Origin of the sequence: Allobosea thiooxidans, assembly GCF_900168195.1 — a bacterium.
Taxonomy (GTDB): domain Bacteria; phylum Pseudomonadota; class Alphaproteobacteria; order Rhizobiales; family Beijerinckiaceae; genus Allobosea; species Allobosea thiooxidans.
In genome coordinates, this window is the sequence record NZ_FUYX01000007.1 from 19,285 (window position 1) to 43,594 (window position 24,310).

At 70.4% G+C, this 24,310-nt stretch carries 26 protein-coding genes and 1 pseudogene; 2 read left to right on the forward strand and 25 right to left on the reverse strand.

Annotated elements, in window-relative coordinates; all coding sequences use genetic code 11:
- Nucleotides 1–2: 2 nt before the first annotated feature.
- The 21 genes and pseudogenes from B5Y19_RS13835 to B5Y19_RS13935 all read right to left on the reverse strand — a co-directional run bounded on the left by B5Y19_RS13835 (nt 3) and on the right by B5Y19_RS13935 (nt 19,077).
- A complete protein-coding gene (locus B5Y19_RS13835) occupies nt 3–1,475 on the reverse strand; it encodes a HAMP domain-containing sensor histidine kinase (protein WP_055730577.1) in 1,473 nt (490 codons plus the stop codon).
- A 13-nt stretch (nt 1,476–1,488) separates the two neighbouring features.
- Nucleotides 1,489–2,172 (reverse strand): response regulator transcription factor, encoded by a 684-nt coding sequence (locus B5Y19_RS13840; protein WP_055730578.1) that lies wholly within the window; start codon nt 2,170–2,172, stop codon nt 1,489–1,491.
- Between the two features lie 180 nt (nt 2,173–2,352).
- Nucleotides 2,353–3,516, reverse strand: a pseudogene (locus B5Y19_RS13845) (trypsin-like peptidase domain-containing protein); the annotation flags it as partial.
- A gap of 121 nt (nt 3,517–3,637) precedes the next feature.
- Nucleotides 3,638–4,108, reverse strand: a complete 471-nt coding sequence (locus B5Y19_RS13850; RefSeq protein ID WP_055730579.1) for a cytochrome c-type biogenesis protein — start codon at nt 4,106–4,108, stop codon at nt 3,638–3,640.
- 4 nt (nt 4,109–4,112) lie between these two features.
- Nucleotides 4,113–6,092 (reverse strand): heme lyase CcmF/NrfE family subunit, encoded by a 1,980-nt coding sequence (locus B5Y19_RS13855; protein ID WP_055730580.1) that lies wholly within the window; start codon nt 6,090–6,092, stop codon nt 4,113–4,115.
- Nucleotides 6,093–6,099: 7 nt separating this feature from the next.
- Nucleotides 6,100–6,570 (reverse strand): cytochrome c maturation protein CcmE, encoded by a 471-nt coding sequence (gene ccmE / locus B5Y19_RS13860; RefSeq protein ID WP_055730649.1) that lies wholly within the window; start codon nt 6,568–6,570, stop codon nt 6,100–6,102.
- A gap of 41 nt (nt 6,571–6,611) precedes the next feature.
- Nucleotides 6,612–7,715 (reverse strand): c-type cytochrome biogenesis protein CcmI, encoded by a 1,104-nt coding sequence (gene ccmI / locus B5Y19_RS13865; RefSeq protein WP_055730581.1) that lies wholly within the window; start codon nt 7,713–7,715, stop codon nt 6,612–6,614.
- A 68-nt stretch (nt 7,716–7,783) separates the two neighbouring features.
- Nucleotides 7,784–9,157: a sensor histidine kinase gene (locus B5Y19_RS13870; protein WP_055730582.1), complete on the reverse strand. Its 1,374-nt coding sequence runs from the start codon at nt 9,155–9,157 to the stop codon at nt 7,784–7,786.
- 9 nt (nt 9,158–9,166) lie between these two features.
- Complete coding sequence (locus B5Y19_RS13875) at nt 9,167–9,835, reverse strand: response regulator transcription factor (RefSeq protein ID WP_055730583.1); 669 nt, start codon at nt 9,833–9,835, stop codon at nt 9,167–9,169.
- Nucleotides 9,836–9,875: 40 nt separating this feature from the next.
- Nucleotides 9,876–10,199: a PepSY domain-containing protein gene (locus B5Y19_RS13880; RefSeq protein ID WP_055730584.1), complete on the reverse strand. Its 324-nt coding sequence runs from the start codon at nt 10,197–10,199 to the stop codon at nt 9,876–9,878.
- Nucleotides 10,200–10,261: 62 nt separating this feature from the next.
- Nucleotides 10,262–14,179, reverse strand: coding sequence for a baseplate multidomain protein megatron (locus tag B5Y19_RS13885; protein WP_055730585.1), 3,918 nt, complete (start codon nt 14,177–14,179; stop codon nt 10,262–10,264).
- Nucleotides 14,179–14,610 carry a C40 family peptidase gene (locus tag B5Y19_RS13890; protein WP_055730586.1) on the reverse strand — a complete coding sequence of 144 codons (432 nt, stop codon included), beginning with the start codon at nt 14,608–14,610 and terminating at the stop codon, nt 14,179–14,181. Before B5Y19_RS13890 ends, B5Y19_RS13885 begins: the two co-directional genes overlap by 1 nt.
- Nucleotides 14,607–15,488: a phage/gene transfer agent baseplate hub protein gene (locus B5Y19_RS13895; protein WP_079591622.1), complete on the reverse strand. Its 882-nt coding sequence runs from the start codon at nt 15,486–15,488 to the stop codon at nt 14,607–14,609. The genes B5Y19_RS13890 and B5Y19_RS13895 overlap by 4 nt, the downstream gene beginning before the upstream one ends.
- Nucleotides 15,481–16,137 carry a DUF2460 domain-containing protein gene (locus B5Y19_RS13900; RefSeq protein WP_079591623.1) on the reverse strand — a complete coding sequence of 219 codons (657 nt, stop codon included), beginning with the start codon at nt 16,135–16,137 and terminating at the stop codon, nt 15,481–15,483. Before B5Y19_RS13900 ends, B5Y19_RS13895 begins: the two co-directional genes overlap by 8 nt.
- Nucleotides 16,138–16,149: 12 nt before the next feature.
- A complete protein-coding gene (locus B5Y19_RS13905) occupies nt 16,150–16,743 on the reverse strand; it encodes a phage tail tape measure protein (protein WP_055730588.1) in 594 nt (197 codons plus the stop codon).
- 37 nt (nt 16,744–16,780) lie between these two features.
- On the reverse strand, nt 16,781–16,978 hold the full coding sequence (locus tag B5Y19_RS13910) for a rcc01693 family protein (protein WP_280174383.1): 198 nt from the start codon (nt 16,976–16,978) through the stop codon (nt 16,781–16,783).
- On the reverse strand, nt 16,975–17,319 hold the full coding sequence (locus B5Y19_RS13915) for a gene transfer agent family protein (protein WP_055730589.1): 345 nt from the start codon (nt 17,317–17,319) through the stop codon (nt 16,975–16,977). The genes B5Y19_RS13910 and B5Y19_RS13915 overlap by 4 nt, the downstream gene beginning before the upstream one ends.
- A 10-nt stretch (nt 17,320–17,329) precedes the next feature.
- The gene (locus tag B5Y19_RS13920; protein WP_055730590.1) at nt 17,330–17,740 is read right to left on the reverse strand and encodes a phage major tail protein, TP901-1 family; all 411 of its coding nucleotides are present in this window, start codon (nt 17,738–17,740) and stop codon (nt 17,330–17,332) included.
- An 18-nt stretch (nt 17,741–17,758) separates the two neighbouring features.
- Nucleotides 17,759–18,169, reverse strand: a complete 411-nt coding sequence (locus B5Y19_RS13925; RefSeq protein WP_055730591.1) for a DUF3168 domain-containing protein — start codon at nt 18,167–18,169, stop codon at nt 17,759–17,761.
- The gene (locus B5Y19_RS13930; protein WP_055730592.1) at nt 18,166–18,504 is read right to left on the reverse strand and encodes a phage head closure protein; all 339 of its coding nucleotides are present in this window, start codon (nt 18,502–18,504) and stop codon (nt 18,166–18,168) included. Before B5Y19_RS13930 ends, B5Y19_RS13925 begins: the two co-directional genes overlap by 4 nt.
- Nucleotides 18,505–18,507: 3 nt before the next feature.
- Nucleotides 18,508–19,077 (reverse strand): head-tail connector protein, encoded by a 570-nt coding sequence (locus B5Y19_RS13935; protein ID WP_055730593.1) that lies wholly within the window; start codon nt 19,075–19,077, stop codon nt 18,508–18,510.
- 85 nt (nt 19,078–19,162) lie between these two features.
- On the opposite strand from B5Y19_RS13935, the gene B5Y19_RS13940 reads away from it, so the two are divergent.
- Nucleotides 19,163–19,936 carry a S1 family peptidase gene (locus B5Y19_RS13940; protein WP_055730650.1) on the forward strand — a complete coding sequence of 258 codons (774 nt, stop codon included), beginning with the start codon at nt 19,163–19,165 and terminating at the stop codon, nt 19,934–19,936.
- A gap of 60 nt (nt 19,937–19,996) precedes the next feature.
- Complete coding sequence (locus tag B5Y19_RS13945; RefSeq protein WP_079591625.1) at nt 19,997–20,842, forward strand: S1 family peptidase; 846 nt, start codon at nt 19,997–19,999, stop codon at nt 20,840–20,842.
- A gap of 4 nt (nt 20,843–20,846) precedes the next feature.
- On the opposite strand, the gene B5Y19_RS13950 is transcribed toward B5Y19_RS13945, so the two are convergent.
- The 4 genes from B5Y19_RS13950 to B5Y19_RS13965 form a co-directional block, all read right to left on the reverse strand.
- Entirely contained in the window at nt 20,847–22,094 is a 1,248-nt protein-coding gene (locus B5Y19_RS13950) for a phage major capsid protein (RefSeq protein WP_055730594.1), read from the reverse strand.
- A gap of 23 nt (nt 22,095–22,117) precedes the next feature.
- Nucleotides 22,118–22,621, reverse strand: coding sequence for an HK97 family phage prohead protease (locus B5Y19_RS13955; RefSeq protein WP_055730595.1), 504 nt, complete (start codon nt 22,619–22,621; stop codon nt 22,118–22,120).
- A 172-nt stretch (nt 22,622–22,793) separates the two neighbouring features.
- On the reverse strand, nt 22,794–22,994 hold the full coding sequence (locus tag B5Y19_RS13960; RefSeq protein ID WP_055730596.1) for a hypothetical protein: 201 nt from the start codon (nt 22,992–22,994) through the stop codon (nt 22,794–22,796).
- Nucleotides 22,991–24,172: a phage portal protein gene (locus tag B5Y19_RS13965; protein WP_079591626.1), complete on the reverse strand. Its 1,182-nt coding sequence runs from the start codon at nt 24,170–24,172 to the stop codon at nt 22,991–22,993. Before B5Y19_RS13965 ends, B5Y19_RS13960 begins: the two co-directional genes overlap by 4 nt.
- Nucleotides 24,173–24,310 lie beyond the last annotated feature (138 nt).

Consider the following 24,310-nt stretch of genomic DNA (forward strand, 5'->3'; position numbering starts at 1 on the left):
CCTCAGAGGGACGGCACGCCAGCAGGGTTTGCGGCGGCTGTCGAGGCCGCAGGCTCGGAAGCCGCAGGCGTTTCCACAGGCTTGGCCTCAGCCGCCGGCAAAACGATGACGACGCGTAAGCCCGGCGCATTGTCGTCGAGACGCAACTGGCCGCCATGCAGGCGCACCACGCCGGCGGCCAGGGAGAGGCCGAGCCCGAAGCCGGGCTTGCTGCGGCTGGTGTCGAGCCGGACGAAACGGTCGAGCACGCGCCCGCGATCGGGTTCCGGAATGCCCGGTCCGTGATCCGCGACGGAGAGCTCGATCGAAGTCCCGTTCCGCCGCGCCGCGACGGCGACGACGCCGTCCCCGCCCTGCGCGGGTCCGCCATATTTCAGGGCATTGTCGACCAGATTGGCGAGAGCCTGGCCGATCAGCTCGCGATTGCCGAAGACGCGCAGGCCGGGCTCGACCTCGCCGACGAGCGAGAGCCCCGCCTCCTCGGCCAGCGGCTCGTAGAGCTCGGCCATCCCCGAGACGATCTCGGAGAGATCGAGCTCGGCCATGTTGTCGCTGACCCGGCCGGCCTCCAACCGCGCCAGCATCAGCAGGGCGTTGAAGACGCGGATGAGGTTGTCCGCCTCCTCGATCGCGCCATCGAGCGCGGCTCGCAGCTCGTCGGGGGATCTGGAGCTGCGCAGCGCCTCCTCCGCCCGGTTGCGCAGGCGCGTCAGCGGCGTCTTGAGGTCATGGGCGATGTTGTCGGTGACTTGCTGCATGCCGGTCATCAACTCGCCGATGCGGTCCAGCATGGCGTTCAGGTTGAGCGCCAGGCGATCGAGTTCGTCATCCGTCCCCGCGATGGAGAGGCGGCCCTTGAGATCGCCCGCCATGATCGCATGCGCCGTCTCGCTCATCCCGTCGACGCGCTTCAGCACGCGCCGGGCCACGAACCAGCTGGCGAAGCAGCCGAGGATGAAGACCAGGGCGAGCGACCAGCCGGCGGCGCGGCGGATGACGATGCCGAGCCGCTGGCGCTCCTCCAGGTCGCGACCGACGAGCAGGCGGAACCCTGCCGGCAGCATGAAGACGCGCACGAGCGCGCGGCTCGGCGTATCCACGGTCTCGCTGGAACGGGCATATTCGATCTCGCTCTCGCCGGTGCGGTCGAGCGTGCCGGGTGGGATCGCCTCGACATTGCCGGCGATGCGCTCGCCCACCGGAGTGGTGACGAGATAGAGCGAGGCGCCCGGCCCGCGGGAGCGGCGCTCGATGATGTTGACGAGCCGCCGGATGCCGCCCTGGCGCTGTTGCTCGGCAAGGCCCTGGATCTCCGCATCGATGGTCGAGCGGATCTGGTCGGTCAGCAGGCGCTGGGCGTTCCAGGCGACGTAGCCGAGCACGAAGGCGGCGAAGAGCGCGAAGATGACGAGATAGGCCGCCGTCAGCTTGAAGGCCGTCGTGCGGAACAGCGTCGGCAGGAAGCGCTGGCGCATGCGCGCCGGAACATCAGCGGGCGTTGTCACGGACCATGTATCCGGCGCCGCGAATGGTGTGGATCATCGGCTGCTCGAAGCCCTTGTCGACCTTGGCGCGCAGGCGGCTGACATGCACGTCGATGACGTTGGTCTGGGGGTCGAAATGATAATCCCAGACGTTCTCCAGCAGCATGGTGCGGGTCACGACCTGTCCGGCATGCTTCATCAGATATTCGAGCAGCCGGAACTCGCGCGGCTGCAGGGCGATTTCCTGCCCCTCGCGCGTGACGCGATGGGCCAGCCGGTCGAGCACCAATTCGCCGACACGATAGGTGGTGGGCTCGGCCGCGGGCGCACCGCGGCGGCGCGCCAGCACCTCGACGCGGGCCAGCAGCTCGGAAAAGGCATAGGGCTTGGGCAGGTAGTCGTCGCCGCCGGCGCGCAGGCCCTTCACCCGGTCGTCGACCTGGGCCAGCGCGGAGAGGATCAGGGCCGGCGTCTCGTCCTTCTGCTCGCGCAGCGAGCGGATCAGGGAGAGGCCGTCGAGTCGCGGCAGCATGCGGTCGATGACCAGCACGTCATAGCCGCCGCCCTCGGCCATGGCATAGCCCTGCAGCCCGTCCGCAGCATGGTCGGCGACATGGCCGACCTCGCGGAACGCCTTGGTCAGATAGGCCGCTGCCTCGGCATCGTCTTCGACAATCAGGAGTCGCATGGGCGAACCCTATCCCAAGAAACACGAAAACGGCAGGCCGGAGGATACGCATCCGGCCTGCCGCCGCGACGGCTGGTCCCTCGGCTGGGGCGACAGAAACCGAGGAACCTGCCTGCTTCGCTCGAGCACGGAGAATCCGGCCGGATTTCTTCAACCCGGCCGGGCCCGGCTCTACGCCGCCGGCTGGCGGCCGACCTCGAAGGTCACGTCACGGGACTTGCCTTCGCGGAACAACGTGATCGTGGCCTTGGCACCGGGCGCGAAGGTCGCGATCTTGCGGGACAGGTCACGAGCGTCCTTGACTGCCTCGCCATTGACGGCGGTGATGGTGTCGCCGCGGCGGATGCCGGCCTTGGCAGCCGGGCCATCACCCTGCGCCTCGGCGACGAGCGCGCCCTTGGCTTCCTTCAGGCCGATGGCATCGGCCATCTCGGCATTGACCGGCTGGATCTGCACGCCGATGAAACCGCGCGCCACCGAGCCATCCTTCTTCAGCGACTCGACCACCTGCTTGACCGTGGAGGCCGGGATCGCGAAGGCGATGCCGACATTGCCGCCGGAGGGCGAGAAGATCGCGGTGTTGACGCCGACGACTTCGCCGTTCTGGTTGAAGGTCGGGCCACCCGAATTGCCGCGATTGATCGGCGCATCGATCTGGATGAAGTCGTCATAGGGACCGGAGCCGATGTCTCGGCCCTGGGCCGAGACGATGCCGGCCGTGACCGTGCCGCCCAGACCGAAGGGATTGCCGATCGCCAGCACCCAGTCGCCGATGCGCGCCTTGGCGCCGGAGAGCGGCACGAAGGGATAGTCGCCGCCGTCCTTCACCTTCAGCAGGGCGAGGTCGGTGCGCGGATCGGTGCCGACGACCTTGGCGTCCAGCGTCTTGCCGGAGTCGGTGACGAGCTGGACCTCCACGGCGTTCTCGACGACGTGGTTGTTGGTCACGACATAGCCGTCCTGGCTGACGAAGAAGCCGGAGCCCTGGGCCATGCCCTGGCGCGGCTGCGGACGGTTCGGGCGGGCGCCCTCGCCGAATTCGCGGAAGAAGCGGCGCAGCTGCGGCGGCAGGTCGTCAAGGCTCTGCTCGCCATTCTCGCTCGCGACCTGCGTCTTGACGCGGACGGAGACCACGGCCGGCTTCACCTTGTCGACGAGATCGGCGAAGGAAGGCAGCCCGACCTGCGTGCCGGAGAGCTGGATCGGCTGGGCGACGGCGTTGTGGTTCTGCATCAGCGCGCTGTCGGCGATGCCGGCCGCGAGGCCGATGCCGAGGATGGCGGTGCCGGCGAGAAGAGCGCCGCGCTTCAGGATGGACTTACGGGTCTCGTTCTGTGTCGTCATGGTTTGAACCTCGTTGAGCGACAGGGACTACCCTGCTCGTGAGGTGCAACATGGAGCCGGCCGCGTTACGCGGCTTTCGCCCCGACATGACGATTTCGTAAGGTTCGCGCCTGGCGCGGCTTCAGCCCTGCTCGTCCCGCAGCAGCTTTTCGACGCGACTGCGTTCGTCCTCGGTCAGCGGCGAAACAGCTCCGGCATCTGCCGCGGGGCTGCGTCGGCCCCGGCGCCAGACGAAGATGGCACCGGCAGCCAGGATCAGGAACGGCGCGGCCCAGAGCAGCAGCGTCTGCGCATTGAAGGGCGGCCGCAGCAGCACGAAATCCCCGTAACGGGCGACGACGAAATCGACCACCGCCTTGTCGCTGTCGCCGGCGACGAGCCGCTCGCGCACCAGAATCCGGAGGTCGCGCGCCAGCGGCGCATCGGAATCGTCGATCGACTGGTTCTGGCAGACGAGGCAGCGCAGCCCGCCGGACAGGGCGCGCGCACGCTGCTCGAGCACGGGGTCCGGTAGGATCTCGTCCGGCTGCACCGCCGGCGCAGCCACGGCGGTCAGCAGCAGGAAACCGATGGCGAGGGCGATCCGACGCATCGCTCTACTCCGCCGGCTGCGGGGCGGCGGCGGCGGGCGTCGCGCGCTTCGGTGCCGCCAGCCGGAAACGCCGGTCGGTCAGCGAGAGGCCGCCGCCGAGGGCCATGACGATCGAGCCGATCCAGATCAGCAGGATCAGCGGCTTGTCGTAGAGGCGTACCGCGACGCCGCCATCCTGCGCCTCACCCAGGCTGACATAGGCCTGGCTCAGCCAGTCCGTGCGGATTCCCGCTTCGGTGGTCGGCATGCTGCGGGCGGTATAGATGCGCTTCGACGCTTCGAGCGGTGCGAGCTCCTTCTCGCCGGAGAAGAGCTGGAAGCGGGCGACCTCGGCCCGGAAATTAGGCCCTGTCCGCGGCGAGACGCCTTCCAGGACGACCGTATAGCGCCCGCTGGTGAGCCGTTCGCCCGGCTTGAGGACCGCGATGGCCTCGCTGCTCCAGGCCGCGGCGGCGATCCCGATGATGCTGATGCCGACGCCAGCATGGGCGAGCGCCGTCCCCCAGGCCGAGCGCGGCAGCCCCTTCGCCCGCGACAGCATGGCGCGCCAGCCGCTGGCCCGGGCGACGATGCGCTCGCCGAGATCGACCGCAGCACCGAGGACCAGGAAGACGCCGAGCCCGATCCCGAGTGGCGCCAGGACCGGCCCGCCATGGGTGAAGGCGATCAGCGCCAGCGCGACGAGCACGGAGACGCCGAAAGCGGCGGCATTGCGCTGGGCCGCGCCGAGCAGGTCGCCGCGCTTCCAGGCGAGCGACTGGCCGATCGGCAGGATCAGCAGCAGCGGCACCATCACCGGGACGAAGGTGGCGTTGTAGAAGGGGGCGCCGACCGAGATCTTGTCGCCGGTCACCATCTCCAGAACCAGCGGATAGAGCGTGCCGACGAAAACGGTGGCGCAGGCCGTGGCCAGGAAGATGTTGTTGACGACGAGCGCGCCCTCGCGGGAGACCGGCGCGAACAGCCCGCCCTGCCGCAGCAGCGGCGCGCGCCAGGCGAAGAGTGCGAGCGAGCCGCCGACGAAGAACACCAGGATCAGCAGGATGAAGACGCCGCGGGCGGGATCGCTGGCGAAGGAATGCACCGAGGTCAGCACGCCGGAGCGGACGATGAAGGTGCCGAGCAGCGACAGCGAGAAGGTCAAGATCGCCAGCAGGATCGTCCAGACCTTGAGCGCATCGCGCTTCTCCATCACCACCGTGGAGTGAATCAGCGCCGTGCCGGCGATCCAGGGCATGAAAGAAGCGTTCTCGACCGGATCCCAGAACCACCAACCGCCCCAGCCGAGCTCGTAATAGGCCCAGTAGGAGCCCATCGCGATGCCGAGCGTCAGGAAGGTCCAGGCCAGCAGCGTCCAGGGCCGCACGGCACGCGCCCACATGGCGTCGATGCGCCCGTCGATCAGCGCGGCGACCGCGAAGGCATAGGTGATCGAGAAGCCGACATAGCCGACATAGAGCAGCGGCGGATGGATCGCGAGGCCGAGATCCTGAAGGATCGGGTTGAGATCCTGCCCCTCGGCCGGGGCCGGCGAGAGCCGCTGGAACGGGTTGGAGGTGAACAGGGTGAAGGCGAGGAAGGCGACCGCGACCAGGCCCTGCGCAGACAGCGCGCCTGCCCGCAGGCGCGGCGGCAGCGTGTTGCGCGACAGCGCGACAAGTGCCCCGAACAGGGTCAGGATCAGCACCCACAGCAGCATCGAGCCTTCGTGGTTTCCCCAGACCGAGGTGAATTTATAGATCAGCGGCTGCGCCGAATGCGAGTTGGCGACGACGTTGGAGACGGAGAAATCCGAGCGAACATAGGAGGCGACCAGCGCCGCGAAGGACAGCGCGACCAGCGCGAAGCTGATCAGCGCCGCGCTGCTGCCGACCGAGGCCAGAGCCCTGTCCTGGCGCACGACGCCCCAGAACGGCACCAACACCTGGATGACGGAAACGCCGAGCGCGAGCGCCAGCGCATAGTGACCGATCTCGACGATCATGCCCGGCTCACGGCTTGGCTGCGGGAGAGGCGGGCGCGGCGCTGCCGTCCGGCTGCCAATGCCCCTGCTTCTTCAGCGCGTCGGCGACCTCGCGCGGCATATAGGTCTCGTCGTGCTTGGCGAGGACGGAATCGGCCTTGAAGCGCCCCGCTCCCTCGAACACGCCTTCGGTGACGACGCCCTGCCCTTCCCGGAAGAGATCGGGCAGCAGGCCGTCATAGGTCACCCTGACAGAGCTCGTGCTGTCGGTCACGGCGAAGCTGACGCGTTGCCCCGGGCCGCGCTGGACCGAGCCGGCCTCGACGAGGCCGCCGAGGCGCATGCGCGTGCCCGGCGCGACGCCCTTCTCGGTGATCTCGGTCGGCCCGTAGAAGAAGACGATGGTGTCGCGCATCGCGAAGAGGACGAGCCCCGCCGCGAAGAACAGGACGGCTCCGGCCGCCGCGATCAGCACCAGCCGGCGCTGCTTGCGCGTCAGGCGGCGCTTGGCCGGCACGGGCCGAACCGGCTGGGCGATGCTCATGGGGTGGCCTCCTTCAGGGCCAATTCATCGGCCAGGGCATCGATCGCGGCAAGCGCCGCGGCGTCCTGCGACAATCTCTCGCGCGCGGTCTTCACCGCCGCCCGCGCGGCTTCCTTATCGCCGAGGACGGCGCGGGCACGGATCAGGCGGCTCCATTCCGGCAAGGTGCCGCCGCCGGCGCTCAGCCGCTCGGCGAGGCCTTCCACCATGCCCTTGATCGCCTGCTGGCGCTCGGCCTCCGGCAGGGCAGCAACCGCCTTGCGGCCGGCATCGGCCTGCATCTGCGCGATGCGGGCGCGCACGGCACCGGCCCATTCGGCCTGCGGCGGGGCGTCGGCCAGAAGCTGCTCCAGGGCGGCGATCGCGCCGTCACCGTCGCCATCCTGCTCCTTGGCCTGCGCGAGATAGAAACGTGCCCGCGCATTCCTGGGATCGAGCTTGAGCGCCTCGGACAGCGCCTCGCGCGCGGCGGCAGTGACGACGCCCCCGGCTTCGAGGATGCGCGCCTCGCCGAGCCCCGCGAGAAGCTCCGTGTCCGGCTTGCCGTAGCGCGCGGTCGCGGCGAAGGCCTTGGCCGCATCCTCGTAGCGACCCTGCCGGAGATAGATCGGGGCGATCAGCGACCAGCCCTTGGCGTCGGTCGGATTGGCCGCGAGATGCGCCTCCATCCGGGCTAGGACGATGGCGAAATCCTGCTGCTGGCCGCCCTTCTGCAAACGCGCCGCCAAGGGCTGGTCGGAGAAACCGGGCGAGCCGTAGAGGCCGTAGACCAGCAGGGCCAGAAGCGGAACGATGGACAACATCAGGGCCGAGCTTGCCCGGCGGCGTCGCAGCGAGGGCTCCGTCTCTCCGGCCGGGCCGGTTTCGTCGCCCGCCGCGCGCAGCAGGCGGCGGGCCGCCTCGGCGCGCGCCGCCTCGGCCTCCCCGGTTGCGATGAGGTTGCGGCCGAGATCGCGATCGATCTCCTTGAGCTGGGCGCGATAGAGGCTTTTCGCGTCCGCCACATCGGCGAACCCCTGGAGCCGCCCATGGCTCAGCGGCCAGAGCAAGGCGAAGATCGCCGCTCCGGTCATGGCCGCAAAAATTGCCCAGATCATCATGCGGCGTTCTTAGCCAATAGTGCGGCCCGATTCATGGCGACAAAGGGTCACGCGGGATTCGAATTGATCTAGATCGAAGGCAAAACCAGCCTCGCGCGCAAGCCCCCCAGCGGGGCGCGCTGCAAGACCAGCTCCCCGCCATAGAGCTTGGCCAGGTCGACGACGATCGAGAGCCCCAGGCCAGAGCCGGGCGTCGCCTCGTCGAGCCTGCGCCCGCGCTTCAGGACCTCGGCCATCGCCTCCTCGGGCAGGCCCGGACCGTCATCGTCGATCAGCAGCGCCATCTGCTCGTCGTCTCCGGCGTTGCCGTCGAGCGTCACTTCGACGGTGCTGCTCGCCCATTTGAAGGCATTGTCCAGCAGGTTGCCGAGCATCTCCTCCAGATCCTGCTTCTCGCCGCGGAAGCGTGCCCGCGCCGGCACGCCATGCGAGCCGGTGATTCCCTTGTCCTGCGAGATCTTCATGAAGGTGCGCAGCAGCGCATCGAGGGAGGGCGCAACTTCGGTCACGCCGCCCAATGCGCCCGAGAGCGCCGCCGCCCGCGCCCGGTCGAGATAATACTGGACCTGGTCGCGCATGATCGCGGCCTGGGTCCGCACCGTCTGCGGAAGCTGTCCCTCGCCGGCTCCCGCCTCGTTCATCATCACGCTGAGTGGCGTCTTGAGGGCATGGGCGAGGTTGCCGACCTGCGTGCGGGCGCGGTCCAGGATCTCGTGGTTGGCGTCGATCAGCTGATTGAGCTCGCTCGCGAGCGGGGCGAGGTCCGGCGGATACTGGCCATGGATGCGCGGGCTTTCGCCCGTCCTCACCGCGCCGACCGCCGTCCGCAGCCTGACCAGCGGACGCAGGCCGAAGCGAACCTGCACCAGGGTCGAAGCGACGAGCGCCAGCCCGAGCAGCAGGAAGGTCATCGCCAGCGCGAAGCGGAAATCCTGGATATCGCCTTCGATCTCGTCGGCGGGAGCGGCGACTGCGACGGTGAAGCGGCCATCCTCGCCGACGTCGATCTCGCGCTCGAGGACGCGCAGCAGGCGGTCATCGGGGCCGGAAACATAGCTCTCGCGCAGGCCGCGCGCATTCGGCGCGATCGACTGGTCGAGCAGCTTGGGAAGCTGCCCGCCGACCAGCGAGCGCGAGGCGCGGACATTCGGCCGCTCGCCGTCGAGCCGCGTGATCTGCCAGTACCAGCCGGTCAGCGGCAGGTCGAAGCGCGGCTCGCCGAGATCGCCGATCGTCTGCCGCTCGGTTTCCGGCGGCGCCGCCAGGTCGGCGACGAGCTGCTTGATGTAGACCGAAAGGCGCTCGTCGAAGCCGCGCTCGGCCGAGCGGCGATAGAAGGTGGTGAGGCCGACGCCGGCCAGCACCAGGATCAGGACGCAGCAGAAGGCTGCCGACAGAAACAGCCGCGTTCCCAGCGAGTATCGGTGGGATTTGAGGGCCATCTCCCGTGATCAGACTTTTTCCGGAGCGGCGGCGATATAGCCGAGGCCCCGGACGGTCTCGATGATCTCGACGCCGAGCTTCTTGCGCAGCCGGCCGACGAAGACCTCGATCGTGTTCGAGTCGCGGTCGAAATCCTGATCGTAGAGGTGCTCGACCAGCTCGGTGCGGGAGACCACCCTGCCCTGATGGTGCATCAGATAGGAGAGCAGACGGTATTCGTGCGAGGTCAGCTTGACGGGGTTGCCGTCGACCACGACGCGGCTCGCGCGGGTGTCGAGCCGGACGGGGCCGCAGACCAGCTCCGAAGTGGCATGACCGGCCGCGCGTCGCAGCAAGGCACGGACCCGCGCCAGCAGTTCCTCGATATGGAACGGCTTGACGACATAGTCGTCGGCGCCGGCGTCGAAGCCGCCGACCTTGTCGCTCCAGCGGTCGCGCGCGGTGAGGATCAGCACCGGCATGGTCTTGCCGGCCCGGCGCCAACCCTGCAGCACGGCGACGCCGTCGACCTTGGGCAGGCCGAGATCGAGGATGACGGCGTCATAGGGTTCGGTCTCGCCGAGATAGAGCCCCTCCTCGCCGTCGAAGGCCTTGTCGACGGCATAGCCCGCATTTTCCAGCGCGGTCACGATCTGGCGGTTGAGGTCCTTGTCGTCCTCGACGACGAGCAGTCTCACGGTCGTTTCGCTCCAGTTGGGAAAGGTATCCGCCGATCGGTCAGCGGATGGTGGCGATCTTGCCGGATTGCCCTTCCAGCGTCACGCGCGCAACCCGTCCGTCGCGCTTCAGCGTCGTGACGACATAGACGAATTCGTCGCCCTGCCGGCAAAGCCGGATGCGCACGACCTCCCCGGGGGCCGCGTGGCGGGCGTGGCGCGAAGCCTCCGCCGGCTGCATGACGCGCCCCTCGGCCACGGCATCGCGCGTCTCCTCGGAGGACAGGCACGACATCGGCGTCGCATCATCGACGCGGATGATCGGCATCGGCGAGGACGTCAGGAGCGCGAAAGCGAGGATCGGTTCGATCAGCATCATCGACATGGCTAATCCCATCCGCGTGAATGCGCCATGAATGCACCATCCCGTCCACAACCCAGCCTAGTTCAAGCCACGGCGATCCGTCCACGCCATTCGCGCCCCGGCCCCACGGCGGCGCTGATCTGGGCCAGCGACAGGCTGAGTTCCGCCTGCGTCGCGCCGAAATCGGCGAGTTCCACCGCCGCCGGATAGAGCCACGCCGGTGCATTCACGATTTCGGTACGGACCGGTACGCCGCCGGCGAGAAGGCGAATCTCGTATCGCTCGCTCTCCTCGCCGAGCGGCACCTCGGCCAGATCCCAGGAATCCCCGTCGATCCGGGTTCGCCGGATCCAGCTGAGGAGAATCCCGTCCCCGCCGCGCCGCGCCCGCGGCCGGACCGGCGAGAAGGGCAGCAGCGCATCCCCCCGCGGCGTAAGAGCGAGTTCCACCATGGTGGGGTCGCCGACATCGTGGCGGGCCGGGCCGATGCGGTAGCGGCGTTCCCGGCCGATATCGGCGAGATCGCTCGTCAAGGTCACGGCCGATCCGTCGAGGACGACGATGCGGGCTCCGGCCGGCAGGTGACGGGAAGCCGCCGCCTCCGAGCCGCCGAGGCCGCGCACGAAGCCGGAGAGGCGGAAGCGCTGCGTGCCGACGAGTTCGGCCTGCGCGGCAGTCACGATCTCGACCTCGCCGTCCGCCCCGATCAGGGCCAGGGCGTTGGCGCCGGAGAGAGCTGCCTCGGGCGACACGGAGGAGAGCGCCCCGCCGCGCAGCCTGACCTCGAGCACGTTGCTCCGTTCGCTTCGCCAGAGCGGGCCGGGCGGAAACGCCGTCAGCGTTTCGCCGACGATCGACGGCGCCTCGACGAAGCCGTGACGATCGAACTGCCCGGTGCCATCCGCGCCCCAGATCGCCAGCGCCCCCGGCCAGGGCGATGCGAAAGCGGCGAGCGAGAGCAGCGCGGGCGGCTGCGCCACGACGAACGGCAGGGAAAGCGGCACGACCAGAGGCCGCCCCGGGAGAGGCGGCGGCGTCCGCGGCGGGCGATCGCCCCCCTTGGCGCCGGCGCTGGAATAGATCGCCGGCTCGACCGCCCGCGCGCTGACCTGCCGGGTCGCGGCGTCGGCGATCCGCACGATCCGGAACAGCCGGCGGTCGCCATCCACCGGCACGGAGACGACATCACCCGGCTCGAGATCGAGGCAGCGCGGCGAAAGTTCGCATTCGAGCGTCTCCCGCGCGGCCCAGGCCTCCTGCAGCCGCTGATCGGCCAGCCGCCTTCCCTCGGCCGCGCGGGTCACGATGGCGGTCTCGACGGCGACCTCCCGCCTTGCGGCGCCCGCCAGGCGGCGGGAGCGTGCGGCTGCGCGGCGATAATCGCTGTCGCTATCCCCGAAGCCGAGGCGCAGTTCCAGCGGCAGCTCGGTTTCCTGGCTGCGGCGCAGGGTGAACGGCTCCCCGTCGCGGCCCGGTACGAAATCGTCAGGCCCGAGCAGCCGCGCGACCTTGCCGCCCCGGGCCTCGAAACGCAGCCGCCCCGCGCTCATCACCGCATCGAAGCCGAAGGTCTGGGCGAGCGGTTCGAGCGCCTGGCGGGCCGACAACGGACGGTCTAGCACATAGCCGTCCACGAAGCCGTCGACGGCCATGCCGTCCGCAGGCGGCAGGCCGAAATCGGCGAGCAATCCGGCGACGAGGCAATCGATGGGCGTGCCCTCGAGGCGGCCGTTCAGCCAGTGCCCGGTCTCGAAGGCGGCGCCATCCGCCCAGATCCCGCCGAGATCCGGGAAGGCCGGGAACGGCCTCGCGTCCCAGTTCCAGACGACGATGCGCGCCGGATCGATCATCCGGATGCCGGTGACCGGATCGACCGGATTCCGCGCGGGGTCGAACCCGGCACGGGACGGGTCGAAGCCGGAGATGATCGCCGCCAGCCCGCGCGCCTGGACCAGATCGTCGCGCGCGCCGCTCGAGAACGGGGGCAGGCCGCCCTCGGCGGAACGGGGATCGGGGAAGACGTTGGGCGCATTGGCACCCTTGTCGACGGCCGGCACGCCGATCTCGGTCAGCCAGATCGGCTTTCCGCCCGGCAGGAAGGGCGTCGCCGTCGTCTCCACTCCAGCGACGCGGCGAACATGCGGATGGCTCCACCAGCCGCGAAGATCCTTCGGCCGGAACAGCCAGGGCTTGCCGTAGGCGCCGTCCGTGATCGGCAGACGCGCCTGCGCGCTGCGGCCCGCCTCGTCGGCATAGTACCAATCATAGGCCTCGCCAGAGGTCAAGCGGCCGCGCAGATAGGCGATATCGGCGGGGCCGCGTGCGATGGCGGCATCGGCATGGTCACCTGAGTCGCGCCAATCCGAGAGCGGCGGATAGAAATCGATGCCGATCGCCCCGATCGCGGGCGAAGCCCAGAGCGGATCGAGCGGGAAATCGACCGTCTGCGCTGCGTCGCGAACATCGGCGCCGTATTCGGTCCAGTCGGCGGCATAGGTCAGCGTCGCAGCGGGCAGGATGGTGACGACATCCTGTGCGATCGCCGCGAGCTGATCGGCCATCGGATAGCCGGCGGCGCCGCGCAGATGCGTGAGCTCGACCATCTCGGAGCCGATCACGAAGCCCTCCACGCCGCCGGCCGCCTGCGCCAGCATCGCGCAATGCATCACGAGGCGGCGATAGGACCATTCGTCCGGCTTGGCGCAGGCGACGGCGCCGCCGACGAGCGACATGTCGGCCGGGCCGACCGTGCCGGTGAAGGCTGCGATCTGCGCCGCGACGGCGGCCGTGCCCTCCGGGCTCCCCACCCGCCCCCGCGCCGGATCGCAGGTGATCCGGCCCCGCCAGGGGTAGCGCGGCTGGCCGACGCTTCCGGTCCAGGGATCGGGCAGGCCATTGTCCGGCGGGATGTCCATCATCAGGAAGGGGTAGAGGACGACCTCGAGCCCGTAGTCGACGCGCAGCCGCCGGATCAGCGCGACGACGCTCTCGTCGGAAGGCGTGCCACCGAAGGCCGGGCGGCCGTCGATCTGGCTGACGGGCCGCGCCGCGGAGCGCGTCAGCCCCGCGACGGACCAGTTGGCGCCGACCGTCGGCTTGTGCGGGATCTCGACGCGCGGCGCGACGCTGCAGGCGCCGGCCCGCAGGTCGTCGCCGAACCACGTCACGACCAGCGAGACGGTGCGCAGCCGGGGGCAGAGCGCGAAGAGATGGCCGAGCGCGGTGTCGACATCCGAACCGCCATAGAGCTGGTGGCGCGTCAGGCTCTCGCTCACCCCGGGTTCGGGCTCGTGGCTGACGGGCCGCGTGTCGTAGACGAACTCGCCCGCACCGGGGATCAGCGAGACCGCGCGGATCATGCCGCCCAGCCCGTCGACCGCCCGGACGACCTCGAAATCGAACTGCGGCACGCGGTTGCCGTATTCGGCAAGCGGAAAGCGCTCGAAGACGACATAGGCGAGGCCGCGATAGGCCGGGGCCTCGCCGGCTTCCTTCGCGGCGATGAGCGGGTCGGGTTCCTGCGTCTCACGGCCGTGATGGACGCGCATCGTCACCGTGGCGGCATCGAGCTCGCGCCCGTCGACCCAAATGCGCCTGATGAAGGCGACCGGCCCCTCGCAGAGGCCGATCGCGAGATTGGCGTAGTAGCTGTAGGTCGATTCGTAGGTCTTCCGGGCGCGACCGCCCTTGCCGCCGCTCTTGCTGCGGGCGACCGAGACCGTAACCTCCTCCTCGAAGCGCGTCGCCCAGATCAGCTGGCCACCGAGCCGCGCACGACCGTAGAGGCGCGGGATCGGCGCGCCCTCGGTGGCGGCGAGCCCGTTGACCTCCTTCAGGCGCGGCCCGTCGACGATCTTGTTGCCGCCGGCGCCACCGAGCCAGGCCTGGTCGATCGTCGCACCGGCCAATCCGCCCAGCGCCTGTCCGATCGCGCCGCCGGCCGGGCCGCCGAGCGCGGTGCCCAGCGCCGCGCCCGCGACCTGGAGAAGAAGCGTCGCCATCAGTCGGTCACTCCGGGAAAGGAAAAGGCATGGCTGAGATGACGCCGCCACCAGGGCGTGAAGGCGACCTCGGCGACGGCGGCGCCGTCATGGGCATGGATGATGCGATCCGGCTCGCTCAGGACGGCGCAGTGCTTGGCCGGAAGGTGCTCGCGCCAGCGGAAGAGCAGCACGTCGCCGGGCCTTTCCGCTCCGAGGGCGATCGGCACGAGATGGCGCAGCGCGGCAGCCGCCAGCGTTTCCTGCCGCAGGCTTTCGGCCCAGTGAGGGCTATAGGGAGGCGGCGGCTCCGGCTCCTCGCCCAGAAGGTCGCGCCAGACGCCGCGGACGAGGCCGAGGCAGTCGCAGCCGACGCCGCGCAGCGAGGCCTGGTGGTGATAGGGTGTGCCGAGCCAGTGCCGCGTCGCCTCGACGATCGCGCCGCGCCTCATCGGAACAGGCTCCCGCCATCGAGCGCTCCGTCGCCGGGACGGACGCCGCCGATGATGAAGTCGGCGGTTGGCATATGCGGGAAGCCGCGGAAGTTGACGCCGTTGCCGAACTTGGCCCGGCAGGTGGCGAAGCTCTTGTCGCAGCCCGGCGTGACGCTGAAGCCGTCGCCCGGCCGGATCGTCGCGGCCGGAACCTGCCAGAGCTGAAAGGCGGCGCGACCGCCTTCGATGCCGTGGCGTTTCACCTCGGTGGCGAAGCCGGCATTGCCGCCGCCGGTGAAGACGAGCCGGCCACCGGTGAAATGACCGTCCGGAAAGGAGGATAGCCCCGCGGCGGAGAGGCCGAGGCGCCCGTCGCTCGTCTCGACATGCGACGCGGCGGGCACGAGCGCGACGCCGCAGTGCGCATCGCCCAGATCGGCGGAGCAGGAGCGCAGGTAGAGCCGGCCACGCTCCTCGTCGAAGGCCTTGGCGAAGCTGCGCACCTCGGCCGTGAAGCCGATCTCGCCGCGCCTCACCTCGCCGACGAAGCCCTCCTCCAGCAACAGCCGCTGCTCGGGCGCGGCCCAGTTGACCAGCCAGATGCGCAGGCGCGCGTCGTCATAGAGGCCGCCCGCCAGATCCGCCTCGTTCAGGCCGGCCGCGGCGAAGGCTCCGGCGACCTCGCCGCCGCCGATGGCGAAGCCGAGCTCGGCCGTCGTCTCGGCCGCCTCCAGCCCGGTCGCCGCCTGGAAGGCGACGCTGTCGAAGGAAAGCGGCCGGTCATGGTCGGTGAAGCCGAGCACCAGGCCGTCGCGGCGCGTCAGGCTCCAGCAGCGGCACAATGTGGTCGCGCCGCCTTCGAGATGGACGGCGAGCGCCGCGGGTATGTCACGCATGGTGCCGGCCTCGGGGAACGATCTCGATGACGGGAATGCGCGGGATCTCGCCGGCCTCGAAGGCGGAGAGGTCGACCTCGATGGCGTCGATGTCGAAGCGCACGGGAACGTCGAAGCAGAAGCCGGCGCTGACCATCGCGCCGGGCGGCGGAATCGCACCCGGCGTGAAGTCGATACGCCCCGTCGTCATATCGCAGGCGAAGCTCGTGGCGGCCTGCTCGACGCCATCGAGCGCGATCCGGACGGTGCCGTCGCAGGGCTTGGTGATCGTGCGGCGATAGGCGGACGGGCCGGCGCCATAAGTCTTGCAAAGCTGGAAGACTGCCGTGGTGCCGTCCCCGGTCCCGATCACCTGATCGGTGGCAGCCGGCTCCTGCGACGGAAGGCAGCTCTTCCAGTCCAGCCGATCGTGCCAGCGAAAGCCGTAGAGCCGGCCGCAGCGCTCCTCGAAGAAGCCCACCACGGCCGCAAGGGCGTCGAGGCTGCGCACGCCGAGCCCGGCGTCGTAGCACCGCCGCGAATGGGCCCAGCGGCTGTTGCGGACCTCACGGCCCGAGGCGAGCGCGACGATCTGCGTGAGACGCTCCGGCCCGCCGCGCGCGCCGCGAGCGATATCGGTGGGAAAACGGACCTCGTGGAAATCGCTCATGGCCCGTCCCGCTCAGAGCGCCCGGCTGCCGCGCGCGACGGCGCGGGCGATCGCCGCCGAGACCTGCGCTTCCGAACGACGGAAGCTCTCGGCATCGGGCGTCGAGACCTGGACGACGACGCTGAGCGGCCGCGACGAGCCGCCGGCGGCGCGAACACCGAGACGCCCGTCCGGGCCGCGCGACAGCGGCATGATAGCCTCGGCGCCACGCTCTCCCATCAGGCCGAGCCCGCGCCCCGTGGGGAAATAGGAGGGCGAGGCGACGATGCCGCCCTCGGCGAAGGGCGCGACCGGAACGCTGCCGCCGAAGGAGCCGAAGCCGCCGCCGCCGAAGAGACCGGCAATGCTCTTCGCACCGGCACCGAGCAGATCCGACAACCCGGTCTGCAGCGGTTTCAGCGCGTTCTTGAGCAGGCCGTCGGTCAGCGAGCGGCCGAGGCTGCGCAGCACGTCCTCGAAGCGCTTGCCCTCGACCGCTCCGCGCGTGAACGCGTTTACGATCGACTTGCCAAAGCTTTCCGAGGATCGGCTCAAAGATTGAGTCAGCGAATCCATCGCTCGCAGATCGGACAGGCGGGCGGAATCGACGATATCGTCGCTGGCCATGGGGCATCCTCTTGAGAAATTGCTTGAAGACTCTGCGTCAGGCATCCGGATAGGCGGCCATCAAGGCCGCCAGCGCGGCGCGATCGGTCGTCGTGCCCCCGGCGCCGCGATGCGCCCGCAAGGCCGCGGCGATCTCGCGCGGGGTCGCCGCCCAGAATTGCTCGGGCGGCCAGCCCAGCCGGCCGAGCCCGAAGGCCATGACCTCGTCCCAGGGAAAGGCCGCCGGAGCCCTCAGGCCTCCGGCGGCTGCGGAGGGCGGGCCTCCCCGTCATCGCCGAAGGTCGCCTCGAGCAGAGCGATCGCCGCCTTGATCGCGCCGTTCAGCCCTCCGTCGAAAGAGAGGCCCGCCACGTCCTCGTCGCGGATCGCCCTGCCGGCCCCGCGCAGGCCGGCCGCGAGGATGCGGATGATGTCGCCGGCCGAAAGACGGCCGGTGACGAAGCGCTCGCCCAGAGCCGGCAGGCTGTCGACGGCGAAGGCCTGCTCGAGCTCGGCGAGCGCGCCGAGCGTGAGGCGCATCGGCAGCGCCTCGCCCTCGACCAGGAGCGCGGCCTCGCCGCGGTGACGGTTCGCCATGGCCATCTCCCTAGAGCGCGGTGAAAGCGAGCTGCCCGGCGGATTCCAGCGAGAGGTCGAAAGTCACCTCCCCGGCATGGTCTCCGCGATATTCGAGGCCCGTCAGCTGGAACGGCCCGGCGATCATGCCGAAATCGGGCACCACGACCTGCCAGTCCCGGATCGCCCCGTCGAAGAAGATCTGGCGCACGAGCGCGTCGGACGCCTCGTCCTTGAAGATTCCCGAACCGCTGATGCTGGCGCGGCGCATGCCGGCGCCTGCCAGCAATTCGCGCCAGCGCCCCGCTGATTCCGCATGCGTCACATCGACGATCTCGGCGTTGAACGCGATCTGCCGCGCCCGCAGCCCCGCCACGGCGGCGAACGCGCCGGCCCCATCCGCCGCCTTGAGCAGCAGATCCTTGCCCTTCTGTGCCACCATGCGGCTTCTCCTTCGCTATCAGGGTGTTTCGGTGACCGCCCGGAACCGGACCGTCACATGACCGAGCCCGGTACGGGGCTCGCGGGCGAGCCGGCTCGACAGCCAGCGCAGATTGACGAGCCGGTGCCCGGCCGGCGTCAGGTGGGCTTCGTCGAGAGCGGCGACGATCAGGCCGGCCGCCTCCAGCGCCTGGCGCGAGGAGGCGCTTTCGGCGGCCCAGACGACGAGCGCGAGCTCTTGCTCGCAACCGCGATCGCTGCCGGTCGACCAGTCGCGCGCCTCGACCTCGCCATGGACGACATAGAGCCCGCCCGCCGCCCGCGGCGCCTCGTCATGGACCCGGCCGGGGCCCATCAGCGCCGTCAGCGCCGGATCGCCCTCCAGGCGGGCCTGTATCGCCGCACGCAAGGCCAGGATCGCGTCGCTCATGGCTTGATCTCCTCGACCAGGCAGACGAGGCGCCGGCGCGAGCCGTCGGGGTCGGCCACGGCGCGGATGTCGAAGACGCGCTCTCCGTCGCGCAGCCGCTTGCCGGTATCGAGATCGCCGCGCCAGCGCAGGCTCACGCGGTGGGATGCGGCCTGCCCCGGGCGCCCGCGGCGCCAGCTCTCGGCGCCGGAGAGCCATTCGACCTGCGCCCAGAAGGCGGCCACCGCGGCGAAGACCTGCGTGGTGCCCCCGATACCGTCCGGCGTCGCCGTCGGCGCTTCGAGGACGAGCCTGCGCCTCAGGCTGCCGATGGACGGAGCGATGTCGCCGGCCATGGCTCAGAGCCTCCCGCGGCGAAACGGGGCGACCAGCGCGGCGATCGCGCCGGGAAGCCCGCGCGCATCGCGGCTGGCGACATCGCCGCGCTCCTCGAACCAGCGGGCGGCAAGCCGCAGCACCGCCTGGCGCAAGGGCGCGGGGACGGCGGCGGCATTCGCCCCATAGCCTGCGACAACATCGATCTCGATCGCGCCGTGGCTGCGCCCGATCTCCGGAACCTCCCCGATGACGCGAATGAGGGGCGGATCGGTGTTCCGCTCCAGCGACAGCGCCGCCTCGGCGACCGGCTGCGGCGCGCCGAGCAGGTCGTAGACCCGGGCCGCCTCGATCCGCGCTATCGGCGACAGCGGCAGGCGGATCTCGTCACGGGATGGCCAGCGGTCGAGGACGATCCGCCAGGGCTGCTCGATCAGGCAGCGGCCCGCCGCGGCCTCGATCATCAGCCGCGCCGCCGTGATCAGCGTGGCAAGCAGATCGTCCTCATCGGTCTGGTCGAGGCGCAGGAACTGCCGGGCTTCGGCGAGCGTGACCGGCTCGGTCGCCGGCGGGGCCAAGGCAAGGGGGATCATGGGCGCTCCGGTTCGAAGGATCGTTTGCGAGGTTCAATTGCGCGGCGCGGCGCGCTATCAGCGTTCCCTCGGAGAGGAACGCTCGATGCGCATCGCCACCTGGATCATCGCCGTAGGGCTCGGCTTCACCGTCTGCGGATTCGCTGCCTTGCCCGCGCAAGCCGTCGTCGGCGGACACGAGGACGGCCCGGCCGCGGGCTCGACCCTGATGGTCCTGAACGCGCGCGGCGGCGTCTGCACCGGGATCGTGCTCGCGCCCCGCGTCGTCCTGACAGCAGCGCATTGCGCCGGCGGCGGCGCCGAGATGCGCGTCCACTGGCGCGAGGGCGGCGAGCCCGTGCTGGTGCCACCAGCCGCGGTCGAGCTGCATCCGGAATTCGACGCCGGAGCGATCCAGAGCCGCCGCCGCTCCGTCGACCTGGCGCTCGTCCGCCTGCCCACCCCGTTGCCGAGCCGCTTCACGGCGGCCGAGCTCGTGGACGGGCCCCTGCCGCGCGTGGGCAGCTCGATCACGCTCGCCGGCTACGGCGTGGCCCGGGAAGGCGAGGCCCGCAGCACGGGGACCTACCGTTCCGCCGCGCTGACGGCCGTAGAACCCTATGGCCCGGGGCGGATCCTGCTCTGGGCGGCAGATCCGGCCGGCGCGGGCAAGCGCCCCGGGGCCAGCGCCTGCCAGGGCGATTCGGGCGGCCCGATGGTCTCGGAGAGCGGCATCGTCGCGGTGACGAGCTGGTCGACCGGCCCGAAGGGGCGCAACTGCGGCCTGCTCAGCCAGGGCGTCCTGGTCGCGCCCCAACGGTCATGGATCGATGCGACGCTTTCGCGCTGGGGCGAGAGCGCGCGTTGGACCGGCCGTTGAATTGGGCTGGACTGTGCAGCGCCACATCCTAGATTGATCTGCCCGTCACCGGTTCGTCTCATGATCCCGCGCTCGTCATTCGCCTTCCTGTTCTCCGCAGCCCTGCTTCTGGCGGCACAGCCGGCCGCGGCCGTCGTCGGCGGCGTCGATTCGCGTGACCGACAGGGCGCCCGCGCCTGGACGGTGCGGGTGGAAACCAGCCGTGGGGAGCTCTGCTCGGGCGCGGTGATCGCGCCCGAGATCGTCTTGACGGCGGCGCATTGCCTCATGGGCGGCGGCTCGATCAGCGTCGTCAGCCTCGACTCCCGTTTCAGGGCGAGGCGTCAGATGGTCGTCGCCGTCCTGCCGCATCCAAGCTTCGTGCCCGGCACGACGCCGCGCACCCAGCCGGGCACGGACCTGGCCCTGCTGCGCCTGGCCGAGCCGCTGCCGGGCGACATCGAGCCGCTGTCGGTCGGCGGCAATCTCTGGCAGGGCGAGACCGTCACCATGGCCGGCTTCGGCCTCTCGGCCGAAAACAACAAGCGCACGGCCCGCCGCCTGCGCGAGACGCAGCTGGTCAATGCCGGCAACTACACGACCCAGAACACGGTGAAGGTCGCGGTCGACGTCGCGGCACGGGGCGAGACCCCCGGCGCCGGCGCCTGCCGCGGCGATTCCGGCGGCCCGGTGCTGCGCGGGAACACACGCTCGCGCGACCTCGTCGGCATCGTGAGCTGGTCGAGCGGCCCCTTGCGCACGCAGGCCCGGCGCATCTGCGGCGGCTTCACCGCGATCACGCCGATCGGAGAATACCGCCGCTGGATCGCCGAGGGCAGCGCGCGGCTTCTCGGCCTCGGAGGCGAGGTGCCGCAGGAGGAGCCGGTTCAGCCGCGCGCCGCGTTCAGCTGGTGGTTCTCGCGCTGAGCGATCAGGCCGCGAACTTGAGCCCCTTGATCGCCGCGAAGTCCTGGACGCCGCCACCGACCCGCTTGGTCGTGTAGAACAGCACATAGGGCTTGGCGGAGTACGGGTCGCGCAGGATCCGGACGCCGGCCCGGTCGACCACGAGATAACCGCGCCGGAAGTCGCCGAAGGCGATCGAGACTGCATTCGCGGCGATGTTGGGCATGTCCTCCGCCTCGACCAGCGGGAAACCGAGCAGCGTTGCCGGCGCGCCGGCCGAGGCCGGCGGCTGCCAGAGGTAGTTCCCGTTGGCGTCCTTGAACTTGCGGATCGCGCCCTGCGTCTTGCGGTTCATCACGAAGGAGGCGTTCTGACGGTAGCCGGCCTTCAGCGCATAGACCAGGTCGACCAGCACATCGGCGGGGTTCGAGGCCGGGAAGGCGCCGGCGACGCCGGTGTTCAGCACGCCGATATTGCCCCAGCTCCAGCTCGCATCGGCCACCGCCGGATAGGCCAGGAAGCCCTTGGGCTTGTCGACGCCGTCGCCATTGACGAAGGCGGCGCCCTCCTGCTCGGCGAAGGCGCTCTCGACCTCCTCCGCGATCCACTGGTCGATATTGACGATGGCGTCGTCGAGCAGGGTCTGCGTCGCGGCCGGCATGGCGTAGAGTTCCATGGCCGGGAAGGAGAGCTCGGCCAGCGTCGGCGAAGCTGTCTGCGGGCGCGCCGCGGTCTCCGCCACCCAGCCGGCGGCCGGGCCGGTGGTGGAGAACGCCTTCCGGTAGGTGCCGGAGGAGATGGTGCGCACCGTCGCCAGGGAGCGGATCGGTGAGACGGCGGCCAGGCGGCGCAGGATCTCGCCCTCGACGGTGGAGGGCGCGAGATAGCCGCCATCCGGACCGGAGCCGGCCGAAAGCGCCTTGGCTTCCAGCCGCTTCAGCCCGCCGGCCTCGCCGGTGCGGACATAGGCCGCGAAGGCGGCCTTGTGCTCCGCGACGAACGGATCCCGCGGCGCGCCCTCCTGCCCGAGCGCCGGACGGCCGCGCTCCAGTGCCAGCCGGTCGATGCGGCGCATCGTGTCGTCGAGCGCGGCATCCATCCGGGCGAGCTTCTCCTCGGTCAGCGGATCGGCGCCATCGCGGGCTTCGATCTCCGCGAGGCGCTCGTCATTGGCGGCGCGATAGTTCTCCAGCGTGTAGCGCAGATCCTCGAAGGCGAGCGCGAGATCGGCGCCGGCCGCCTTGGTCTCGGGCGCGGAAAGGGATTGGGTCATGGCTTCTCCTCGTGGTGGTGGGTTCAGGCGAAGGCGACGGGCTGGCAGGCCTTGACCGCGGCGATCCGCGCCTGCGGCAGCATCGGGAAGGTGACGATCGAGATCTCCCAGAGATCGACGCGCTCGAGCCGGCGCAGCCCGCTGCGCGGCTCGGTGCGGGCCTTTTCGGGGCGAAAGCCGATCGAAAGGCCGTCGATCGCGCCGTCGAGCATCAGGGCATGGATCTCGCGAGCGCGGGCGACGGCGAGCGAGAGGCGCCCGCGCACGAACAGGCCGCGGCTGTCCTCGACCAGGCTGAGCCAGCGGCCGAGCGGCTCGGCCGGATCATGCTGCCAGAGCAGCCTGACGCCGGCTGCCCCCCGGCGAAGCAGGCTGTCGCGGAAGGCGCCCGGCTCGACCACGTCCTTGCCGAGATCGGGAATGCGGAACAGGCTGGCATAGCCCGCGAAGCTGCCATCCGGCGCGATGCGGGACGGCTGCAGCGGCAAGAGCTTGGACTCGAGCGGCAGGCGGGAGAGCGCATTCATCGACCGCCCTCGCCGTTCCTGCCGGACTGCGACTGCCCGCGCTCCAGCCGTGCCAGATTGCCGACGAACCGGCTGAAGATGTCCGCCGTCACGCCCTCTGGCCGGCCCCGCGCGGGTTGCACCCGCCCGGCGGCCGGCCGTCTCGGCGGAGGTTTCGCCTCGCGGCTGCCCTTCATGATTGATCCCCCTCATGGCGTGCGTTGAAGCGGTTGAGCTCGCGGACGAACTCGTCGAAGCGGCGGTTCGCCGCCGCGAGTTCCCGCAGGACGAGCCAGGCCAGGCCGGAGGCGCTGGCGGCCCAGAGCAGCAGGCCGAGATGGCCGACATCGGCCCGGCCGATGAAGGCCGCGACGATCTGGTCGAGCAGGTTCATGGTGGCTCCCTTCCCGGGGCACGCCGGCCGTAGCCGACCGCCTCGCGCTTCTCGTCGTCGTCCAGGAAACTCGCCGCCCCGAGGCGGCGCCAAAGCGATTCCCGCTCGTCGGCCAGGGCCTCGACGGCATCGAGATCGGGCTCGAGCATGAGCTCGCTGTCGAAGGCGGGGCCGAGCCATTGCGCCAGCGACTGCGCCGTGCGCTTCACCAGCGGGATCACGGTCTGGCGCCAGAGCGCGCGGTTCGCCTCGGCGAAATTCGCGTGGGTATTGTCGCCGGCCAGGCCGAGCAGCAGCGGCGGCACGCCGAAGGCGAGCGCGATCTCACGCGCCGCGACACCCTTGGCCGCGACGAAATCGAGCTCGGCCGGCGTCAAGGACAGGGGTTTCCAGTCGAGGCCGCCTTCGAGCAGCAGGGGGCGGCCGGCATTGCGGGCACCCTGGAACGAATCCTCCAGCTCCTGCTTCAGCCGCTCGAACTGGGCCTCGGTCAGCGCCGCGCCTTCCGGCCCGTCATAGACCAGCGCGCCGGAGGGTCGCGCGGCATTGTCGAGCAGCGCCTTGTGCCAGTTGCTCGCTGCATTATGGATGTCGAGCGAGACGGCGGCCGCCTCGATCGGGGACAGGCCGTAATGGTCGTCGACCGGGTGGAACAGCGTCAGATGCAGGATCGGCGGCTGCCCGCCCTCGCCTTGCCGGAAGCGCACCGTGTCGCCGCCGACGGTGTAGTCATAGGCCTCGGACCAGCCGTCGCGGCCCGGGACCACGCGCATCCGGTCGGGCCTGAGCGCATAGAGCTCGCGCGGCTCGCGGCCAGTGCTCACCGCCTCGACATAGGCGTTGCCGGCGACCAGCAGGTGGCCGAACAGCATCTCGCGGAAGGCGATGCCGCCCTGGCGCGGATTGGGCCGGTCGACCAAAGCGAGCGCCGGATGCTCCGGCACCTCGCGGTTTCCGACCTTGGCGACCAGCGGCGTCTGGGCGGCAGCCTCGGCGATCAGGCGCACGCAGCGATGCACAACCGGGTTGCGCTCATAACCCTCCCGCGCCAGGGCGACATAGTCCCGCGGCGTCCAGACCGCGCGCCCAGCCTCGTGCAGGGCGATGAGCGGCCCGACGCGCGAGCGCTTCTGGTCCGGCGCGGCACGACCGCGCAGGTTGCGAAGGAAATCGAACATGGATCTCTCGCTGTTGGAGCGTGAAACAGGGCTCGGCGGGCGCGATTGCGAGCGCGGCAAAGCAATCCAGGAGGGCCGGGTGAAACGGCTAGCCCGGTCCTCCTGGATTGCTTCGTCGCTGGCGCTCCTCGCAATGAC

What these genes read in the sequence shown, in the direction of transcription:
- B5Y19_RS13915 (WP_055730589.1), bottom strand. Translation starts at nt 17,319, where the DNA reads ATGGCGAACCGTCACCGCGGCGAGGCCGCGCTCCTGGTCGAGGGCGAG.
- ccmI (WP_055730581.1), bottom strand. Translation starts at nt 7,715, where the DNA reads ATGATGATCTGGGCAATTTTTGCGGCCATGACCGGAGCGGCGATCTTC.
- B5Y19_RS13905 (WP_055730588.1), bottom strand. Translation starts at nt 16,743, where the DNA reads ATGGCCAGCGACGATATCGTCGATTCCGCCCGCCTGTCCGATCTGCGA.
- B5Y19_RS13935 (WP_055730593.1), bottom strand. Translation starts at nt 19,077, where the DNA reads ATGATCCCCCTTGCCTTGGCCCCGCCGGCGACCGAGCCGGTCACGCTC.
- B5Y19_RS13850 (WP_055730579.1), bottom strand. Translation starts at nt 4,108, where the DNA reads ATGCGTCGGATCGCCCTCGCCATCGGTTTCCTGCTGCTGACCGCCGTG.
- B5Y19_RS13900 (WP_079591623.1), bottom strand. Translation starts at nt 16,137, where the DNA reads ATGAGCGATTTCCACGAGGTCCGTTTTCCCACCGATATCGCTCGCGGC.
- B5Y19_RS13925 (WP_055730591.1), bottom strand. Translation starts at nt 18,169, where the DNA reads ATGAGCGACGCGATCCTGGCCTTGCGTGCGGCGATACAGGCCCGCCTG.
- B5Y19_RS13870 (WP_055730582.1), bottom strand. Translation starts at nt 9,157, where the DNA reads ATGGCCCTCAAATCCCACCGATACTCGCTGGGAACGCGGCTGTTTCTG.
- B5Y19_RS13890 (WP_055730586.1), bottom strand. Translation starts at nt 14,610, where the DNA reads ATGAGGCGCGGCGCGATCGTCGAGGCGACGCGGCACTGGCTCGGCACA.
- B5Y19_RS13885 (WP_055730585.1), bottom strand. Translation starts at nt 14,179, where the DNA reads ATGGCGACGCTTCTTCTCCAGGTCGCGGGCGCGGCGCTGGGCACCGCG.
- B5Y19_RS13940 (WP_055730650.1), top strand. Translation starts at nt 19,163, where the DNA reads ATGCGCATCGCCACCTGGATCATCGCCGTAGGGCTCGGCTTCACCGTC.
- B5Y19_RS13965 (WP_079591626.1), bottom strand. Translation starts at nt 24,172, where the DNA reads ATGTTCGATTTCCTTCGCAACCTGCGCGGTCGTGCCGCGCCGGACCAG.
- B5Y19_RS13835 (WP_055730577.1), bottom strand. Translation starts at nt 1,475, where the DNA reads ATGCGCCAGCGCTTCCTGCCGACGCTGTTCCGCACGACGGCCTTCAAG.
- B5Y19_RS13880 (WP_055730584.1), bottom strand. Translation starts at nt 10,199, where the DNA reads ATGTCGATGATGCTGATCGAACCGATCCTCGCTTTCGCGCTCCTGACG.
- B5Y19_RS13920 (WP_055730590.1), bottom strand. Translation starts at nt 17,740, where the DNA reads ATGGTGGCACAGAAGGGCAAGGATCTGCTGCTCAAGGCGGCGGATGGG.
- B5Y19_RS13895 (WP_079591622.1), bottom strand. Translation starts at nt 15,488, where the DNA reads ATGCGTGACATACCCGCGGCGCTCGCCGTCCATCTCGAAGGCGGCGCG.
- B5Y19_RS13945 (WP_079591625.1), top strand. Translation starts at nt 19,997, where the DNA reads ATGATCCCGCGCTCGTCATTCGCCTTCCTGTTCTCCGCAGCCCTGCTT.
- B5Y19_RS13930 (WP_055730592.1), bottom strand. Translation starts at nt 18,504, where the DNA reads ATGGCCGGCGACATCGCTCCGTCCATCGGCAGCCTGAGGCGCAGGCTC.
- B5Y19_RS13960 (WP_055730596.1), bottom strand. Translation starts at nt 22,994, where the DNA reads ATGAACCTGCTCGACCAGATCGTCGCGGCCTTCATCGGCCGGGCCGAT.
- B5Y19_RS13840 (WP_055730578.1), bottom strand. Translation starts at nt 2,172, where the DNA reads ATGCGACTCCTGATTGTCGAAGACGATGCCGAGGCAGCGGCCTATCTG.
- B5Y19_RS13950 (WP_055730594.1), bottom strand. Translation starts at nt 22,094, where the DNA reads ATGACCCAATCCCTTTCCGCGCCCGAGACCAAGGCGGCCGGCGCCGAT.
- B5Y19_RS13955 (WP_055730595.1), bottom strand. Translation starts at nt 22,621, where the DNA reads ATGAATGCGCTCTCCCGCCTGCCGCTCGAGTCCAAGCTCTTGCCGCTG.
- B5Y19_RS13855 (WP_055730580.1), bottom strand. Translation starts at nt 6,092, where the DNA reads ATGATCGTCGAGATCGGTCACTATGCGCTGGCGCTCGCGCTCGGCGTT.